The 18,018-nt window shown below is 68.2% G+C and carries 13 protein-coding genes and 4 pseudogenes; 11 read left to right on the forward strand and 6 right to left on the reverse strand.

The annotated features are described in order from the left end of the window. The first annotated feature begins 70 nt into the window (after positions 1–70). Positions 71–931, forward strand: coding sequence for an SDR family oxidoreductase (locus FYX01_RS09035; protein WP_150239536.1), 861 nt, complete (start codon positions 71–73; stop codon positions 929–931). Positions 932–1,430: 499 nt separating this feature from the next. Beyond that, positions 1,431–2,237: a hypothetical protein gene (locus tag FYX01_RS09040; protein ID WP_150239538.1), complete on the forward strand. Its 807-nt coding sequence runs from the start codon at positions 1,431–1,433 to the stop codon at positions 2,235–2,237. Positions 2,238–2,266: 29 nt separating this feature from the next. Here the strand turns inward: FYX01_RS09040 and FYX01_RS09045 are convergent, their stop codons facing one another. After that, positions 2,267–3,187, reverse strand: coding sequence for a ketopantoate reductase family protein (locus FYX01_RS09045; RefSeq protein ID WP_190394246.1), 921 nt, complete (start codon positions 3,185–3,187; stop codon positions 2,267–2,269). 830 nt (positions 3,188–4,017) lie between these two features. Here FYX01_RS09045 and FYX01_RS09050 point away from each other — a divergent pair. Continuing rightward, a complete protein-coding gene (locus FYX01_RS09050) occupies positions 4,018–4,566 on the forward strand; it encodes a DUF2637 domain-containing protein (protein WP_150239540.1) in 549 nt (182 codons plus the stop codon). A gap of 163 nt (positions 4,567–4,729) precedes the next feature. Here the strand turns inward: FYX01_RS09050 and FYX01_RS09055 are convergent. Both FYX01_RS09055 and FYX01_RS09060 read right to left on the reverse strand, forming a co-directional pair. Beyond that, positions 4,730–5,259 (reverse strand): annotated as a pseudogene (locus tag FYX01_RS09055) (helix-turn-helix domain-containing protein). 460 nt (positions 5,260–5,719) lie between these two features. After that, the gene (locus tag FYX01_RS09060; RefSeq protein WP_317846055.1) at positions 5,720–5,905 is read right to left on the reverse strand and encodes a hypothetical protein; all 186 of its coding nucleotides are present in this window, start codon (positions 5,903–5,905) and stop codon (positions 5,720–5,722) included. 514 nt (positions 5,906–6,419) lie between these two features. On the opposite strand from FYX01_RS09060, the gene FYX01_RS09065 reads away from it, so the two are divergent. The 3 genes from FYX01_RS09065 (at position 6,420) to FYX01_RS09075 (ending at position 9,490) form a co-directional block, all read left to right on the forward strand. Next, on the forward strand, positions 6,420–6,716 hold the full coding sequence (locus FYX01_RS09065) for a lactococcin 972 family bacteriocin (protein WP_150239542.1): 297 nt from the start codon (positions 6,420–6,422) through the stop codon (positions 6,714–6,716). A gap of 73 nt (positions 6,717–6,789) precedes the next feature. Next, entirely contained in the window at positions 6,790–8,838 is a 2,049-nt protein-coding gene (locus tag FYX01_RS09070; RefSeq protein WP_150239544.1) for a bacteriocin-associated integral membrane family protein, read from the forward strand. 16 nt (positions 8,839–8,854) lie between these two features. Then, positions 8,855–9,490: an ATP-binding cassette domain-containing protein gene (locus tag FYX01_RS09075; protein WP_150239546.1), complete on the forward strand. Its 636-nt coding sequence runs from the start codon at positions 8,855–8,857 to the stop codon at positions 9,488–9,490. A 210-nt stretch (positions 9,491–9,700) separates the two neighbouring features. Here the strand turns inward: FYX01_RS09075 and FYX01_RS09080 are convergent, their stop codons facing one another. The 3 genes and pseudogenes from FYX01_RS09080 to FYX01_RS27225 all read right to left on the reverse strand — a co-directional run. Further along, a complete protein-coding gene (locus FYX01_RS09080) occupies positions 9,701–10,036 on the reverse strand; it encodes a transposase family protein (RefSeq protein WP_394350445.1) in 336 nt (111 codons plus the stop codon). A 7-nt stretch (positions 10,037–10,043) separates the two neighbouring features. Continuing rightward, positions 10,044–10,511 (reverse strand): annotated as a pseudogene (locus FYX01_RS27220) (transposase family protein); the annotation flags it as partial. Continuing rightward, a pseudogene (locus FYX01_RS27225) lies at positions 10,456–10,908 on the reverse strand (helix-turn-helix domain-containing protein); the annotation flags it as partial. The pseudogenes FYX01_RS27225 and FYX01_RS27220, both read right to left, overlap by 56 nt. A 329-nt stretch (positions 10,909–11,237) precedes the next feature. Here FYX01_RS27225 and FYX01_RS09090 point away from each other — a divergent pair. The 5 genes and pseudogenes from FYX01_RS09090 to FYX01_RS09110 all read left to right on the forward strand — a co-directional run bounded on the left by FYX01_RS09090 (position 11,238) and on the right by FYX01_RS09110 (position 17,927). Continuing rightward, positions 11,238–12,767: pseudogene (locus FYX01_RS09090) on the forward strand (acyl-CoA synthetase). 470 nt (positions 12,768–13,237) lie between these two features. Next, on the forward strand, positions 13,238–14,164 hold the full coding sequence (locus FYX01_RS09095) for a PfkB family carbohydrate kinase (RefSeq protein WP_150239549.1): 927 nt from the start codon (positions 13,238–13,240) through the stop codon (positions 14,162–14,164). Positions 14,165–14,493: 329 nt separating this feature from the next. Next, positions 14,494–15,102 (forward strand): hypothetical protein, encoded by a 609-nt coding sequence (locus FYX01_RS09100; RefSeq protein ID WP_150239551.1) that lies wholly within the window; start codon positions 14,494–14,496, stop codon positions 15,100–15,102. A gap of 167 nt (positions 15,103–15,269) precedes the next feature. Continuing rightward, a complete protein-coding gene (locus FYX01_RS09105) occupies positions 15,270–15,755 on the forward strand; it encodes a hypothetical protein (protein WP_223830362.1) in 486 nt (161 codons plus the stop codon). A 219-nt stretch (positions 15,756–15,974) separates the two neighbouring features. After that, positions 15,975–17,927 carry an aconitate hydratase gene (locus FYX01_RS09110; protein ID WP_150239555.1) on the forward strand — a complete coding sequence of 651 codons (1,953 nt, stop codon included), beginning with the start codon at positions 15,975–15,977 and terminating at the stop codon, positions 17,925–17,927. Positions 17,928–18,018: the final 91 nt, after the last annotated feature.

The following is an 18,018-nucleotide window of genomic DNA, read 5'->3' on the forward strand; positions in this document are numbered from 1 at the left end:
AATGTGCCTGTGAACAGGGTGGTTGGCACTCACGCACGGCCGGAGCAGCCGACCGAACGAAAGGAGTCCCATGAGCAGCGTCGTCGTCACCGGTGCCACCGGCCACCTGGGCCGCCTCGTCGTGGAGGACATCCTGGCCAAGGGCCACCCCGCCGAACGGATCACCGCCACCGGTCGCGACGCCGGCGGGCTGACCGGCCTCGCGGACCGGGGCGTGCGTACCGCCCGCGCCGACTTCGGGGACCCCGCCTCGCTCAGGGACGCCTTCGAGGGCGCCGACACCCTCCTCCTGGTCTCCGGCAGCGAGGTCGGCAAGCGGGTGGACCAGCACCGTAACGCGATCGAGGCCGCCGGGGCGGTCGGTGTCGGACACGTCGTCTACACCAGCGCCCCCAAGGCCACCGACACCACGCTGGTCCTGGCCCCCGAGCACAAGGCCACCGAGGAGATCCTCACCGCCTCCGGCCTGGCGTACACGGTCCTGCGCAACGGCTGGTACAACGAGAACTTCGAGCAGCAGCTGGACCAGGCCCGCGAGACGGGCGCCTTCGTCGGCAGCGCGGGCGGGGGACGGGTCGCCAGCGCCTCGCGCCAGGACCTGGCCGAGGCCGCCTCCGTCGTGCTCCGCGACCCGAAGGCGCACGCCGGCGCCGTCTACGAGCTCTCCGGCGACACCGCGTGGACCCACGCCGAACTCGCCGCGGCCCTGGGGGAACTGCTCGGCCGCGAGGTCCTCTACCGCGACCTCACCACCGAGGAGCACGTGGCGGCCCTGACCGGTGCCGGACTGGACGAGGGCACCGCGCGCTTCGTTGCCGCCTTGGACGCCAACATCCGCGACGGCGAGCTGTCCATGACCACCGGCGAGCTCTCCCGCCTGATCGGCCGCCCGACCACCCCGGTCGCCGAGACCCTGCGCACGCCGGCCTGACACGGGACACGGGGACCGGTCCGGAGGCCGCCCCGCGGCCGGACCATCCGTTCAAGGACCCGAGGCGGTGGGGGCGGTCGCCGAGCCGCCCCCGCACCGCTTCGCCCGGTCGGCTCCGAACCGGTTCCGCCCGCCCTCGACGGACGCACCCACCGGCGGGACCTCGTGTGTCGGCTCCCGCCCGTCCGCCGTGCGCTACCGGGCCGTCGAGCTCCCGCAGAGGGACCGGACCAGCGCGGGTACACCGTCCCGGCGTCGAAGCCGGGGCTGCCCCGACACGCACGCCCGGCCGCGAGCAGGGCAGTGGTTCGTAACCTCCTGAACATGGGAACTCTCCGTCCTAGGTACGGGCACCCGCTTCCCGCGGATGCCCGAAGGACTGTGGCACGAGCGGCTTCGAACCGACTTCGGTTCCACCTCGCTCCGGCTTCGCGTGTGGAACGGACCGACACGGGCACGAGGGTGACGCGTGCCCGCGCCCCGCCCCAGGAGGGCCGACATGCCTGACGCCCAGACCCCGGTGGTCTGCTTCGTTCACGACCTTGGTGACCGGCGCGTGTGGCGGCGCCTCACCGAGGCGCTACCGTCGTGGGTCCGCGCTCTGGTGGTGGAGCAGCGACCCACCAGTCGGCTCGCCCCGGCCGACCAGGCCGAGCACATCGAGGCCGCGGCGCGCGCAGTCCTGCCCGATACGGGCGTGGACCTGGTGGTCGCCCCCGACAGCGCGGCCGGTGCGGGCGCCGAGCTCGTCGCTGACGGAAGCGCCACGCACGCCCTGTTGGTCGATCCCGACCCCCAGGTGCTGGTCGGCCGCCCCGATTTCCGGCCTCCCGGGCCCAGCGCGCAGATCGCCGACCTCCTGTTGGCCATGGCCCCCTACCAGGAGCAGTTGCGCGAGCACGGGACCCTGCCGGAGGAGGGGGTCGAGGCCATGGTGGACCACTTCCTGGGACGTTGCGAGACGCTGGACGAGCAGGACCGGCGCCTGCTCCACGACATCGCCACCGAACGGCTCACCCAGACGATGCCCTGGGACCTGTCGACGGCCCAGGAGGCCGCGCCGCCGTGTGAGCACGACTGGTTCACCCGTCTGAGCGCGTCCCCTGAGCGGTTCACCGTCTACTCCGGGGAACTCGCCGGTCTGGGCGCGTCGCTCCGCACGGTGCTGTCCCGCAACGTCCCCGGGGCGTACGTGGTGAGCGCCTCCACCCGCACGGCGTTCCCCTGGCTGGAGGAACCCGCGGCGCTGGCCGCCCTCATCACCGACCACATGGATCCGAGATTCCAGGAGGACCACTCGACGTGAAGCGGCCGCGCGACCGGGGAGCGAAGAGCCTAGCCGCGGCCCGCCTCGTACACGCACAGGTGCGTGTACGCCAGAGAGAACAGCGGCGTGGGCACGCCCAGCTCGCGCCCGCGCGTGACCAGGTCGCCGATGACGTGGTCGGCCTCCACCGGGTTGCCGTGGGTCAGGTCCCAGTACATGGAGGTCGTGGTCGTGGCCGTGGTGTTGGCGACGGCGGCGTGGGCACGGTCACGGGCCCCCTGGTCGGGCGGATGGCCCGACGCGGTGGCCACGGCGATGGCCTCCTCGAACACCCCGGACGTGAACTCCTGCCCGCCCGGTGCGCTGTTGACGCGGCCGATGGGACCGCGCATCAGGCAGGTGCACGCGCCCAGGCTCGCCAGGAACACCCACTTGTGCCACATCTCCTGGCGGATCCTCGGCGTGGGCGTGGCGGTGTGGGTCCCGGTGTCCAGCGCCGCGTGGACATCGTCCAGGCCGAGGACGGGCCGCTCGCCCAACGGCCCGTAGACCAGTTGGCCCATCCTGCCGATCTCGACGATCTCGCCCCGCTCGCCCAGGCGGGTCATCACCATGGCGACCCCGCCGTAGACACGGTCGGCACCGAAGCGCTCGACCAGGGCGTCGACGTGCCGCATGCCGTTGAGGAAGGGCAGGACCACGGTCCGCGGGCCCACCGCCGGGGCGAGGTCCTTGAGCGCGGCGTCGAACCCGTAGGACTTCACGGCCACGATCACCAGGTCGTAGTCGGCCTCCAACCGGTCGGCGGTGACGGCGGAGACCGGCACGGTCTCCACACCGCCGTCCACGCCGTGGATGCTCAGGCCGTGTTCGCGCAGCAGCTCGGCACGCGCGGGGCGGACGAGGAAGTCGACGTCCCGGCCCGCCTGCACCAGGTGCGCGCCGAAATAGCCGCCGACCGCTCCGGCACCCACGACAAGGATCTTCATGGCTCTCCAACCCGGTGGTTCACGAACACCGCAAAACGTATGCGTCGAATTACGGTTCCGTTGGTGACTGACAGTGTTTCCTGGTGCTGTTCGATATGGTCAGCGCTGGTTCTGTGTGTCAAGGCAGTTCACCTCGCACCCTTGCGTGTCAGCACGTTCGTGCCAGTCGTGTGCCAGAGTTTCGACCGCTCCGTCCGCGTACTTTGTGCCAACTTCCTCGCAACACACTACTACAAAGAGTGACATTGGGTTGTGTGAGGTTGCGTGGAGTCAGGGCGCACCTGGTCCGCAGAGCTTTGGTGAATACCTGTGACCAGGTGTTCGCTCTCTTCCCTTCCCATTGCCAAGGACAGTGGGAAGGGAAGAGAGCCCTCTTGGTAGAAGAAGACAAGGAAGGGCCGAGGGCCGTCCTGTTCATCAGCGGAGCAACGAAACTCGGTGTCTGTGAACAACACCTTCACTGTGCTCGCCGAGCATGGACACATGCCGCTCGACTTAACGGCACACCGCCGCGAATGATCCGTTCGGAGGAGCGCCGTCGAGACGTGCCCTCGGCGCTCGGGCACCGTTCAACAGCAGCCCCGCACAGAAACCCCAGATCCCGTCCCGGTCGGACAGGGCTGGGTGGCGCACAGCAGCCCACATGAGCCTGCGCGTCGGTCACATCCCCTGGGCCTCGTCGACCGTGGCTTCCAAGGACACCACTCTGGTTGTGGCCTCTCCTGTCACGATTGCTCCACCTGGCTTCTTGCTCTTGATCAGGAGAGAAGAAGGCGAGGTGGCTCCTGGAAGCAGACAGCAGTACAGAAGAGCACACTACCGACCGGTTCATCAGGGGGACGACCAAACTCGTCGTCTGCGGTGTCGCGGTCATCGCTGCGATCGTGTCCTATAGGCATGCCTATGCGGTGGTCACCGAATACGGCGAGAGCGGGATCACGGCGATGATGGTTCCCCTGACTATCGACGGCCTGGTGTACGCCGCGTCCATGGTGATCCTGCATTCCGCCCGAGCGAGAACAAGAACTCCTTGGCTGGCGTGGCTGCTGTTGTGGGTGGGGATTACCGCCACCTTGGCGGCGAACGTCGCTCATGGGTGGCGGAACGGGTTGGTGGGTTCCATCGTCGCGGCTTGGCCGGCTGTGGCTCTGGTGGGGTGTTACGAGATGTTGATGTGGCTGGTCCGTTCGGATAACCGACAGGGGTCCGAGGCTGCTCGCGAGGTAGCCGATATCGACCAACAGGCGGTGTGCGCCTATCAGGAGAGCGTGCGTATTGGCAGCCCGCTTTCGGAGAGAAGGCTCGCCGAGCGCTTCGGTAATTCACGTCGGTGGGCGCGCACCATCATGGAAAGGTCGGTGAACAAGGATGAGGAGTAAGGGATGACAAAGAACGAATGTCCTCGTTCGGTGGGCTGACGGCGAAGACTGCGGAGGCTGTGGTCCGGTGTGTGATGCGGCCTTGGTACGAGGCGGACCGCGCACCGGGCTGCTGGCCCCTGGGACCTGTCAGGCTTGTACGTCCTTGCACAGTGAGCTCTTTTCATCCTGCTTCTCGGAGTTGGAGGACGAGCACGGCTCGGGTGACCTCTCCAGCCCGGTGCGGGCAGCACCGCAGCCGGCGCAGGACGTCCCAGTTCTTGAGTTGGGCGATGGCTCGCTCTCCGGGGCTGCGGAGCTTGGCGTGCTCGGAGTTGGCGTCCTTCTTCCACCGCGGCTTGCCCCGGCCCTTACGCGGTCGTAGGCGATGAGCGTGCCGTCGACGATCACATACCCCCGCCCTTTGCGGCGTGCGCGGCGTAGGCCCTGTTCCAGGGTGGGTGCCTGCTTCGCGAGCAGGGCCGTGGTCTCGCGCACGTACCGCCAGGCGGTCGTGGTGCCCACCTCGAAACCGGACGCGACCTGGGTGAGGGTCTCGCCTTTGTACAGGTGGACCAGCACGAGCAGGGCCTGCTGTGCCGGGTCCAGGCGTCGCCATCGGGAACCAGCCGTCTTGCGGTGGGCGCGGATGGTGCGGGCGGCCAGGTTGAGGGGGCGGCGTGACAGGGGCAGCGCGGCACGGTAGAACAGCATGTGGAGCCTCTGGTGGGCAGGTTTTCTTGGTCGTTAACTCATCTACCAGGGGCTTCTTGCTGTCATGGGAGGTTCTGGGCAGTCGGTGTGAGCCTGTGACCAGCACCTTCAGGATGGAAAAGGCTCACTGCTCTTACCGTCGAGTAGCACAGTCTCCAGAAAGAGGGTGGAAGGAATTCATGTATCTGATATTGAGCATGGTATCCCTCCTTCTGAGATCGCTGATTTTGATGCACAAGGCAATAGGGCCGCCGAGCATGGTCTCCTTGATGGAGTAGCTGTGGTTGGACCGGAACCAGGGTGAGGGCCTGGATGACCTCCTGCGTGATCAGGCCCTGTCCTGGATGCGCGTGCCGGACGCCGTGTTCTGGACCCGCCCACCCTTGTGCGCCCGTATCGACGGGCCAGGGTTGTACTCGTGCAAGCGGTGCGGGTCGTCGTTGGATGGGCAGGCCACGCTTCAGAGCGTGGGAGTGGGGTCGGGATCGTCGTGGTAGGCACTGGCCTGGAGTGTGAACAGCTCGTGGTAGCGGCCTTGGGCTGCCATGAGTTCGTCATGGGTACCGTGCTCGATCACCTGTCCCTGGTCCAGGACATAGATGCGGTCGGCCATGCGCACCGAGGCCATGCGGTGGGTGATGAGCACAACGGCCGCGCCCGTGCGGCGCGCGTGCGTCCTGATCGTGTCGAAGAAGCGGGCCTCGCCCTTGGCGTCCAGCGTTATCTAGGGTTGTCAACTCGTTCCCACAGTTCAAAGAAGGATCGGCAGCTCTGTCACATGAGTTACGTGGGTGTTGCTGGCCATGGACCCTCGGTCGATCCGATGGTGCCGTGCTCCCACCACCCGCGAGCACGACAGAGCAGGGCTTACGCCTCCCAACGACGGCATAAGCCTCATTCCTTCAACCCTTGGACGACCCCTACTGCGAGCATAGTTACGAAAAAGACCGATGGCCGGATCCGGCCATGCATAATAAAGAAGGCGCAATGATCCAGGTGAGACAGCGTTCAACCGAAATCCCAATACGCGAATGTGATTAGCGTCACATTGAAGGTTTTTTCGATCGCTAATAACGTCGTGAATTGCTGCGGGCGACCACCCGAAGCTTCCGTGTGAATCTTTTGCGCGGTGCCATGAACGAGCTCAGACAAGGACCCCCATGAGCAACACCATCAAGCGTATCGCCACGACGACGCTTCTCGCTGCGGGCATCGCAGCGGGTGCCGCAGGAGCAGCTTCGGCGACCATTGTCAATATCGGCGGCGGCACCTGGGACTATGGCGTCGGCGGCGGCACCGTTTGGTCCGACTACTACCACGGTTCTTCTTGCCACTCCTCCTCTGTAAGTGGTGAGTACTACTCCTCCTCTGGTGCCACTGCAGCCGGATCCTGGGCGAGGGCCTCCGCCCCGGACACGTGGATGGTGGACCACTCCTACTGGAACAACCAGTGCTGAGTAACTCTCATGCCACGGTCCGCCGACAGGGATCCTGTCGGCGGACCGCCGAATTTCCAAGCTGAAGAGAATCATGGTCCACCGCAACGTCATTGTCGGCTACGCCGTTCCTGCCCTGTTGTCCGTCATACTGGCCTTTCTGACCCTCAGTTCCTCGGCCCAGGAACTCACGCCCGGAGATCCCGATCTGTTGTGGATTAAGGAGAACGACAAAACCTCTACGGTCGAGGATATCACCGAAGCCATTGACGAGGTAGCTCAAGCTGAGGGGTTCACGGTCGTCCTCGATCTCTCAGACCTGAACAATCCAGGGAACCTGCGCCATTTCTACATCGCCGCAGGGGACGCCGGAAGCCCCGGTGGCGCATGGCTGGAAGACGGCTACCCCGACTTCGGCCGTGCCATGCAGACGCAGGTGCACTCCTTCTCCGAGTTGACCGTCGCCGACCCGCGTGGCTATTACCTCGTCTACGGGGACGGAGGCGACGTCCGGTTTCTCCAGGACGCACTCGCCGACGTCGGACTCACCGGCCAGGTGAGCACGTTCGATGAGCTAATGCACTGGGAGGACTATCTGCTGGCCGATGACCTCATGGCCGCAGTCATCACCGCAGCACTGTGCATCGCCATCCTGGTCGGCGCAGGCGTCCTACTGGGCGCCAGGTCCTACGGCGTCCTACGGCTCAACGGCCACTCCTACACGCGCATCCTGATCCGTGATCTAGTCCACGCGGTGCGGGTTTGGGCTCTTGCCGGTGTGGTGACCACCGCAGCCACGCTCGTCTTTCTCGGCTTCTACAACGGGCTGGCCCAACTACCCCTCTTCGCCATCATTGTCGGTTACCTGATCGCCGGTTTGACCGCCGTCGCCCTGGCCTCGCACGCCCTTGCTTTGGGCCTGCTGCACCTGTCCAGTCTGCTCAGCGCCCTCAAGGGCAAACTCCCCGCCCGGTCAACCCTGACAGCCGTCTACCTTGTTCGCACCAGCGCGCTGGTTCTGGTCCTCGGTGCGGTCAGCGCACTGGGCACTTCCATTGCTGAGGCCAACGACTACCGTGGCGGATTCGAGCGTTTCGCCCAGGCAGGCGAAACCTCCAGGATCAGGCTCCTCGGCAGCGTTCAAGGTGAGGAGATGACCGAGGCCATGGACAACGTCATCGGCCCTTGGCTGCGTCAGTCGGATGCTGACGGGCGCACGATCCTCGTCGAACAGACATACCCTTCAGACTTCCTTCCCACTGGTTCGCCCTATCTCGACTTCGACGTCCTACTGGTCAATGACACCTACCTGGAGCACAATGAGGCCCTGGCCCCCGACGGTGAACCTTACGGCGCCAGTGACACGATCCGCGTCCTCATTCCCGACTCGCTCGCCGAACACGAGGCCTCGCTGGTCGAGGGCACGCAGAGCTGGGCAGAGTTTCAGACCGAAGCGCCCACCGAGGTCGAAGCACTTCCCCTCGCCGGCCCTCAGGAGATGTTCACCTATGGGACTACCAGCCAGGTCACGCTGCAGAGCCTGACCACGGTTACGGACCCCGTGGTCGTCGCAGTGCCCAACGGTTCGCTGAGCGCTCCCCAATACGCCAGCCAGGCGTCGAGGGGCGGACTCCTGTTCACGGACCCGTCCGAGGCGGAGAGCGCCATCGCCGAGGGCCCGCTCGCAACCTACGTCAACGGCCTCCAGCCGGTGGCCCTCATCGCCGCTGACGAATACGGCGAGATCCTATCCGAACTGCGGGTCCGTGCCGTCAACCTCATCGCCTTGATCGCGGTCCTGGCGATGACCGCCATCGCCGCTGGCCTCGTGTACGTGCGTACCAGCGCCCAGACCATCTTCGCTCGCCACATCAGTGGGTGGACGTTCATCGCCACCCACCGCAGGCTTCTCGCCTTCGAGGGTTTGCTCGCCCTCGCCTTCACCGGATGGATCACCTGGGACACACTGCGTATGCGCGCCGCACTGAACGCCCCCATGACCTGGTCGCGCGAGGCACTGAACACCACGGGGGTTGAACCCCTCTACGCTGCGGGCATCGCCGTCGCCGGATTCACTCTCATCTTCGCCACTCTCGTCTACTTCCACGGTCGTATCGTCCGTGAAGGTGCCTCCCAGGCCTGACCACCCAAGGAACACCATGCTCACCGTGAAGAACCTGTCCAAGTCTTTCGGGTCGCGCGTCCTGTGGGAAGAGCTGGGCCTGACCGTCGAAGCCGGACGGATGCTCGCCCTGGTCGGCGCCAGCGGATCGGGCAAGACCACCCTGCTCAATTGCATGGGCTTGCTGGAAAAACCCAGCGGCGGCCAGATCCTGTTCGAAGGCACAGACGTCACCCGCCTGGGTGTGGGCCGTCAACGTCGCTTCCGCCGCGACAAGCTCGGCTACCTGTTCCAGAACTACGCCCTGATCGAGAACGCCACCGTCAAGGCCAACCTCGATGTCGCCCGACGACGCGGCACTCAAGCCAACTACTCACAAGCCCTGGAGCGGGTCGGGCTGATCGGCCGAGACAAGGACAAGGTGCACTATCTGTCCGGTGGTGAGCAGCAGCGTGTGGCCCTGGCCCGCCTGATGGTCAAACAGCCCGCACTGGTACTGGCCGATGAACCGACCGGGGCCCTGGACAGCGGCAACGGCGCCATGGTCGTGGACGTCCTGCGCCAGATGAGCCGGGAAGGCTGCGCCGTGGTCATCGCCACGCACAACAACGACGTGCGCGACGCATGCGACACCGCCTTCGACGTGCACGTGCAAAAGGAGGTCTCCGCGTAACTGTTCCGCGCCGGGTGCGATGAGGTGATCTCCGCGACTTCGAAACAGCAGAAACCCGGCAAGGAAGGGATTTCCCTTCGAAAAAAGAGTGAGGGGCGGCTCGCCGGACCTGATTCAATTCCAGCAAGCCGCCCGGAGCTGCGTTGGCGTTTTGAGATAAGTAGGCCGCGCTATTGTCGGCCTACATACCGACCCGACAGTGAGCTCTTTTCATCCTGCTTCTCGGAGTTGGAGGACGAGCACGGCTCGGGTGACCTCTCCAGCCCGGTGCGGGCAGCACCGCAGCCGGCGCAGGACGTCCCAGTTCTTGAGTTGGGCGATGGCTCGCTCTCCGGGGCTGCGGAGCTTGGCGTGCTCGGAGTTGGCGTCCTTCTTCCACTGCGGCTTGCCACGGCCCTTGAACGGGCAGAACACCGCCTCCGACAGCCCCACGTACCCCTTGTCGCCCAGGCCGACCAGGACCGAGGCCTTGATGCGTTCGGCGATGCTCAGTGATCCGATCAGAGGAATGCGCATGACGATGGCGTTGCCACTGTTCATGGGCATCGGGCAGAGCACTCTTGTTCGGCTTACGGGGTGGAGTGATGGCTCGGCCGGGGTGATCACGGCGCAGGCCGAGGTAGCCGTCGTCCAGCAGCACCTCCACCTCTGGGAAATACCGGAAGCAGGAATCGATTCCCTCGGTGCGGACCGCGGTGGCATCGTGCATCCTCCCGGGCCGCAGGGAGTCGGTCCACAACATGCGCCCGCGGTGATCGGCGACGATGGTGGCCTTCATGGTGTTCTGTTTCTTCTTGCCCGACACGAACGCCCGTCGGCCACCTCGGCTCGCGCGGGGCCTGCGCACCTGGACCTCGGTGGCGTCCAACCTCAGTTCGACGCCTTCGGCCTGAGCGTAGGCGAAAGGCGTCCTCCAAGGTGCGCAAACGCACCTCCGGGCGGTCGGGGACCGCGCACCCCCGTTCGGCCAGCAAAGCGCGGATCTGGCCCACGGCCCGTGTGACGGTGGAGCGATCCACATCGAACAGCAGGCCCAGGACCGCGTGCGGCAGGTCGTGGCGCAGGTGGATCAAGGTGGCCACCAGGCGGTCGACGAAGACCAGGCGGTGCCGGGCGCCCGCCCCGGCGGCCCGTTTCCTCGCCCCGCCCCGGACCCGGTGCCGGCGATCTTCGATGGCCGTTTCCCAAGGGCGGGCCAGCTCCTCAATGAGCACGGACAAGTGGTGCCGCGAGATGCCGGTGAGCCAGGGATGGGCCAGGACCGCACGGTTGACCTTGATCGTCACGACCAGAGCATGCCACGGTCCTCCGGCGAGACCTTCACCCGCTATCACGCACCAACTCGTAAGTAATGATTTGTTGTGCTGTAGGTCATGCTTGCTTGGTACAAACCCGACCTGGGGGGCGTTGGTGCGCATGCTCGAGGGTGCGGTGCGGACTTCCCGTGCCAGTCTCGTGCCAGTCCGATTTCAGAAGTGAGTACGAGCTGACATCGATCATCTTCTCGCTGCCGGAACACCCAGGTCAGAGCATGAGTGACTATGGACGCCGGTTTGAGTGCGAGATACGTAACCGCAAAACGTATGACCACGGGATGCCTGGTGGCAAGGCGGGATCACTCCCGGGTCGACCCGGGAACCAGGGGGTGTGGAGGCCCGCCGGGTGTTGCCAGCGCGGCACGCCCACAACAGGATGGGGCCGTGCCAACGGCCCCACGGGGATCGTGAGACGGACGGGAAGCAGGGCCATGAACAGTTCAACGACATCCAGCACCGTCGACGACCTCCTCCGGCGCAGCGCGGCGCGTGTCCCCGGGCGCACCGCCCTGGTCTTCGGCGACCGCACCTGGACCTACGCCGAGCTGGACGCGGCGGTCACCCGTGCCGCCGCCCGGCTGCTCGGCCTCGGCGCCGCCCAGGGCGACCGGGTGGCGGCCTACGGGAAGAACTCCGACGCCTACCTCATCGGGTTCCTGGCCTGTGCCCGCGCGGGCCTGATCCACGTGCCCGTCAACTTCGCCCTCCAGGGAGAGGAGCTGTCCTACCTGCTGGGACAGTCCGGCAGCGCCATCGTCCTGGCCGACCCGGCCCTGCGCTCGGCCGTGGACGCCCTGCGCACCGAGACCGGGGTGGAACAGGTCCTGGAGCTGCGGGAGGGGCCCGGCTCACTGCTCGCCGACAGTCTTCAGGGCCCGGTGCCCGAGCTGGATGTGGAGGTCTCCGACACCGACCTGGTGCAGCTGCTGTACACCTCCGGCACCACCTCCCGCCCCAAGGGCGCGATGATGACCCACCGCGCGCTCGTGCACGAGTACCTGTCCTGCGTGGTGGGCCTGGACCTGTCCGCCGACGACGAGCCGCTGCACGCCATGCCGCTCTACCACAGCGCGCAGATGCACGTCTTCCTCATGCCGTGGCTGGCGGTCGGGGCCCGCAACGCCCTCGTGGAGACACCCGACCCCGCCGACCTGCTGGGCCGGATCGAGACCGGTCGGCACGGGGCGTTCTTCGCCGCGCCCACCCTGGGGGTGGCGATGGCGGGACACACCGACTTCGCCCGCCGCGACCTGTCGAGTCTGCGCAAGGCCTACTACGGCGCCTCGACCATGCCCGGACCCGTCCTGGACAAGCTGCGCTCCGCCCTTCCCGAACTGGGCTTCTACAACTGCTTCGGTCAGAGCGAGATCGGTCCGCTGGCCACCGTCCTGCGCCCGGAGGAGCACGCGGCGCGCCCCGCCTCCGCGGGCCGGGCCGCCCTGTTCGTGGAACTGCGGGTGGTGGACGACGAGGGCTAGGACGTCGAGCCCGGCGAGCCGGGTGAAGTGGTCTACCGGTCACCGCAGCTGTGCCAGGGCTACTGGGACAAGCCGCAGGAGACCGAGGAGGCCTTCCGGGACGGCTGGTTCCACTCCGGCGACCTGGTGCGGAGCGATGCCGAGGGCTACATCGAGGTGGTCGACCGGATCAAGGACGTCATCAACACCGGAGGCGTCCTGGTGGCCTCCCGCGAGGTGGAGGACGCCCTGTACACCCACTCCGGGGTGGCCGAGGCCGCGGTGGTCGGCGCACCCGACGAGAAGTGGATCGAGGCGGTGACCGCGTTCGTCGTGCCCACCGGCGAGGCCGATCCCGAGACCCTGCCCGACGACCTGGTGAAGCACGTGCGCGCCCGTCTCGCGCCGTTCAAGGCGCCCAAGGAGGTGCGGGTGGTGGCCGAGCTGCCGCGCAACGCCTCGGGCAAGATCCTCAAGCGCGAGCTGCGCGACCGCACCTCCTGATCCGCCCTCCCGCCGGCCGGTCGCAACCGCGGTCCGACCGGCCGAACCCGCCGGGTGCGGCGGTCCCCTGGCTGGCGGCGGCCTCGGACCGGAGCTCCGACCCGTCGGGGGAGGAGGCAGACGGGGCAGCGGCGGCACGAACAGCGTGAACGGTGCTTGGGAGGTGGCTCCCAGGAGTCGCGGCCAAACCCCGGGGGTCGTCTGCGGGGGGACGGCGCGCACCTCGCGGAGCATGGTGCCCGCGCGTGCTCCTGGAGGACCCGGTCCACGGGTCGGATCCCGTGTCCGCCCACCAGCGCCCCACACCAGCCGTGAACACTCAGGGCCCCTCCGCGGCCACGCCCCGGCACCGACGAGTCCCGTGAGCCCATGCGCCCGGCCCCCCTCGGCCATGACCCACCCGATGGCGTCCGCCTCAGACGGACACGGGATGATCGCACGGTCGGTACAGGCGAAAGGAGCACCCTGCCATGACCGGACGCCTCCTCCATGTGGGACCGGTGATCATCGACATCGTGATGGCGGTCGACGCCCTGCCCGAGGCCGGCGAAGGTGCGTTCGCGTCCTCCGCGCACACCCTGGCCGGTGGCGGTTTCAACGTCATCGCCGCCGCTGCGCGCGCGGGGATGGAGGTGGTCTACGCGGGGGCGCACGGAAGCGGGCCGAACGGAGACCTGGCCCGTGCCGCGCTGCGTTCCGAGGGGGTGCCGGTGGCACACGCCCCCGACCCCGACGCGGACACCGGCTTTTGCGTGGCACTGGTCGACGGCGACGCCGAACGGACCTTCATCACCCGCCTGGGCGCCGAGATGGGCCTGTCCCTGGCCGAGCTGCGCACACTGGGGCCCAGGCCGGGGGACTTCGTCTACACCGTGGGGTACTCCCTGCTCCCCGGACCGCGCGCCGACGAACTCCTCACCTGGATCGGTGGCCTTCCGGAAGGGGTGCGCCTGGTCCTGGACCCGGCACCGGTCGTGGGCGACCTTCCCGGACAGACCCTGGACCGGGCCCTGTCCCGTGTCGACCTGCTCAGCCTCAGCGCCGCCGAGGCGGCGACCATGACCGGGTGCACCGATCCCGAGGAGGCCGCCTCGCTCCTCGTCCAGCGGGTTCACACCGGTGGTGTGGTGGTCGTGCGCGACTCCGCGAACGGCTGCGTGGTGGCCGAGCCCGGGGGCGTGCCCCAACGGGTCTGCGGGTTCCCCGTACGCGCCGTGGACACCAACGGAGCGGGCGACGCGCACGTGGGCGTGTTCACCGCCGCCGTGGCCAACGGCCTGACCCCGCTGGAGGCCGCCCGCCGGGCCAACGCGGCCTGCGCCCTGGCCGTCACCCGTCGTGGCCCGGCCACCTGCCCCACCGCAGAGGAGACGGACGCTCTCCTGGCGGGGACGTGACCACCCGCCCTGGCCAGAGCGCGGTCCCGAACCGGTGGAGCCGTCCGTGGTGTCCGCGGCCCTGACCGCGCGGACGGCACAGGTGGCCGCGCGCGGTGAGGGGCCCCACGGTGGGCGGTGGTCCCCGGACCCCACGGGCCCCGGTACAGGTTGAGCCGCTATCGGATTAGGGCCAGCGGTCAATACGGGCCGGGCACCTACAAGAATTCAGAATTGGTCACTATGTTTGGTCCCTTCTGTCATTCCAGCCACAAGCGCCCCAGTTGAAACGCTGACGAGTTTTTGGGCTGGTCTTCGGGGGCAAGGACAGGCGGACAGGAGGTACCCCCATGGAGACCGGAACCATTACCTTCGCCCTGGTCGCCTTAGCGGTAGTCGCCCTCGCCGGAGGAATCGCGATCGCCGCACGTTCCCTTCTCCTTCCGACCTGGCGCACCACTCGTCTCAGGAAACACTTCGGTACCGAATACCACCACACCGTGCAGGACCACGGCGACACGTCGGCCGCCGAACGCGACCTGTCCGCACGGCTCCGCCGCCGCCAGGACACCGAACTCCGCGAGCTCACCGTCCAGGAACGCGAGGCGCACGCCGACACCTGGGCCGCGATACAGCAGGTCTTCGTGGACGACCCCGCCCGCGCCGTTCTGGACGCCCGCGCTCTGGTGGGCACGATCATGGCGGATCTGGGCTACCCCGGGCCTTCGCCCGACGAAGGCTTCGAGCAGCGGCTCAAGGACCTGTCGGTGGACCACCCCGCCGCGGTCGCCGACGCGCGCCGCGCACAGGAGGCCGAACCCCCCGCCGAACCGGACCGGTCACACACCGAGCACCTGCGCGAGGTGCTGGTGTCCCACCGCGGGCTGGTGGACGCCCTGCTGGGCGGACTGCGGCCCGCGGCGCGACGGGAGGAAAAGGAACCGGAGGGAGGCCGGTGAACGACTCCGGCGACACCACTGGACACGGGGGAGCGGAACCGCGCAGAGTCCGGTGGACCCTGCGCGCGCACGACCGGGACACCCGGCGGGGACGGCGCCCCGGGGCGCCGTCCCCGCGACGACCGTTCGGACACCACGAGCACGGGCGAGGAAGCGAGGAGACGGAGATGACCGAACGCGTGGCAGGGCCCAGCCGGAGGAAGGCACCGGAGCGGTCCGGGACCGAGACGGCGGAGGTGGCCGGGACGGCCGAGGCGGCCGGGACCGGGACGGACACCGGTGCCGCCAGGACGAGTGGGGGCAGGGCCCCGGCGAAGAGGGCCGCGCCGAAACGGGCGTCCAGGCAGCGGAGCACCGCGGACCGCTCGGGACAACCGTGGCTGCCCCGACCGCGCGGGATGGACCCGGACGAGGTGCGGCAGCGCTGGAGCAGGACGCAGGGTGGGTTCGTCGACGATCCCCGGCAGTCCGTACACGAGGCGGACGCGCTGGCGGCGGAGGTCGCCGACGCCGTGGTCTCCGCGATCGAGAAGCGCCGTTCCGCGCTCCGCTCCGCCTGGAGCGACGGCGAGGGCGCCGACACCGAATCGCTCCGACTCACCCTGCGTGACTACCGGTCCTTCGTCCAAGGCCTGATCGGCGACACCACCTGACCGAGACCGCCCGGGGACCGGTCGCACGACGCCCCGGACCAGCCCTTCCTGCCTCGGGCAGAACCCTTTCCGAACGCGCCGTCGGGAACCGGGAGGCACACCGCCCCCTGGCATGGCGCAGCGCACCGTCTTCCGGCGACATGGAACGGGGCGCAGCGGGCATCAAGGTGACCAGGTGTCCGCGCGCACCGATTTTCCGATGAGCGGAAGGGGGCCGCCATGGGCGACAGCGTCGCGCACAAACTCATCGCCTCCCACCTGGTCTCCGGGGAGATGACACCCGGGACCGAGGTCGGGATCAGGGTCGACCAGACCCTCACCCAGGACGCCACCGGCACCCTGGTCATGCAGGAACTGGAGGCGCTCGGCCTGGACCGGGCGCGCACCGAGGTCAGCGTCCAGTACGTGGACCACAACCTCCTCCAGGCCGACGAGAAGAACGCCGACGACCACGTCTTCCTCGAGTCGGCGTGCCGCCGCTTCGGTATCTGGTACTCCAAACCCGGCAACGGGGTCTCCCACCCCACGCACATGCAGCGCTTCGGGATACCGGGAAAGACGATGGTGGGCTCGGACTCCCACACCTGCGCGGCCGGATCACTGGGGATGCTCGCGATCGGGGTCGGCGGGTTCGAGGCCGCCACGGCCATCGCCGGCCGGCCGCTCTACGTCCGCATGCCCGAGGTCTGGGGCGTGCGGCTGACCGGGGAGCTCCCGCCGTGGACCTCCGCCAAGGACGTCATCCTGGAGATGCTGCGCCGCCACGGGGTCAAGGGCGGGGTGAACCGCATCATCGAGTACCACGGTCCCGGCCTGGACTCCCTCGGCGCGATGGACCGGCACGTCATCGCGAACATGGGTGCGGAGCTCGGAGCCACCACCACGGTGTTCCCCTCCGACGGCGCCGTCCGGGAGTTCCTGCGCAAGGAGGGGCGCGAGGAGGACTTCACCGAACTGCTCCCCGACGAGGACGCGCACTACGACGTGACCGAGGAGATCGATCTGTCGCAGATCGAGCCGCTGATCGCCCGGCCCTCCTCGCCCGGCAACGTCGTCCCGGTGCGCGAGGTCGCCGGGACCGACGTCGGCCAGGTCGTCATCGGTTCGTCGGCCAACCCGGGGCTGCGCGACTTCGCCGTGGCCGCGGCCATGGTGCGCGGACGCCAGATCGACGCCTCGGTGAGCCTCGACGTGAACCCGACCTCGCGCCAGATCCTCACCGACCTCACCCGCATGGGCGCGGTCACCGACCTGATCACGGCGGGCGCCCGCATCCACCAGTCCGGGTGCCTGGGCTGCATCGGTATGGGACAGGCGCCCGCCTCCGGGCAGAACTCCCTGCGCACCTTTCCCCGGAACTTCCCGGGGCGCTCGGGGACGGCCGAGGACGCCGTGTGGCTGTGCTCGCCGGAGACCGCGGCGGCCTCCGCGCTCACCGGCGCCATCACCGACCCGCGCGACCTGGCCGAGAAGTTCGATATGACCGTCCCGGACCTGCGCCTGCCCGACCGGCACAGCGTCAACACCCGCATGCTCGCACCGCCGCCCGAACCAGGGGAGGAGCGCGCCGAGCTGGTGAAGGGTCCCAACATCTCGGCCCTGCCGGACTTCCCGCCGCTACCGGACCGGATCAGCGCCCCGGTCCTGCTGAAGGTCCCCGACGACGTCTCCACCGACGAGATCTCGCCCGCGGGAGCGGCGGCGCTTCCCTACCGGTCCAACGTGCCCAAGCTCGCCGACTTCACCTTCACCCGCATCGACCGGGACTATCCGCGGCGTGCCCTGGAGACCGCCGACGACACCGGTCACCTCATCGTCGGCGGGGAGAACTACGGGCAGGGGTCCTCGCGCGAGCACGCCGCCATCACCCCCCGGTACCTGGGCCTGCGCGCGGTGGTGGCCAAGTCCTTCGCGCGCATCCACTGGCAGAACCTGGCCAACTTCGGCGTCCTGGCCCTGGTGTTCGCCGATCCCGGCGACTACGACCGGATCGACGCCGGAGACGTGCTGGTGATGGAGGACCTATTCACCACCCTGCGCGGATCGCGGGAGCTGACCCTGCACAACGAGACCAAGGCCGAGGACTACCGGCTGCGGCACGACCTCTCCGAACGCCAGGTCGAGGCCGTCCTGGCGGGCGGGCAGATCCCGCTGCTGGCCCGGGAACTGTGAGAGCCCGTCCGTCCTCCCGTTCCGGCCCGGTCGCGCGGAGACCGCGCGGCCGACTCGTCCGGACCGGGAGGCCGCGTGCGTGGTGAGGGAC

The organism is Nocardiopsis quinghaiensis (genome assembly GCF_008638365.1).
GTDB classification, from domain to species: Bacteria; Actinomycetota; Actinomycetes; order Streptosporangiales; family Streptosporangiaceae; genus Nocardiopsis; species Nocardiopsis quinghaiensis.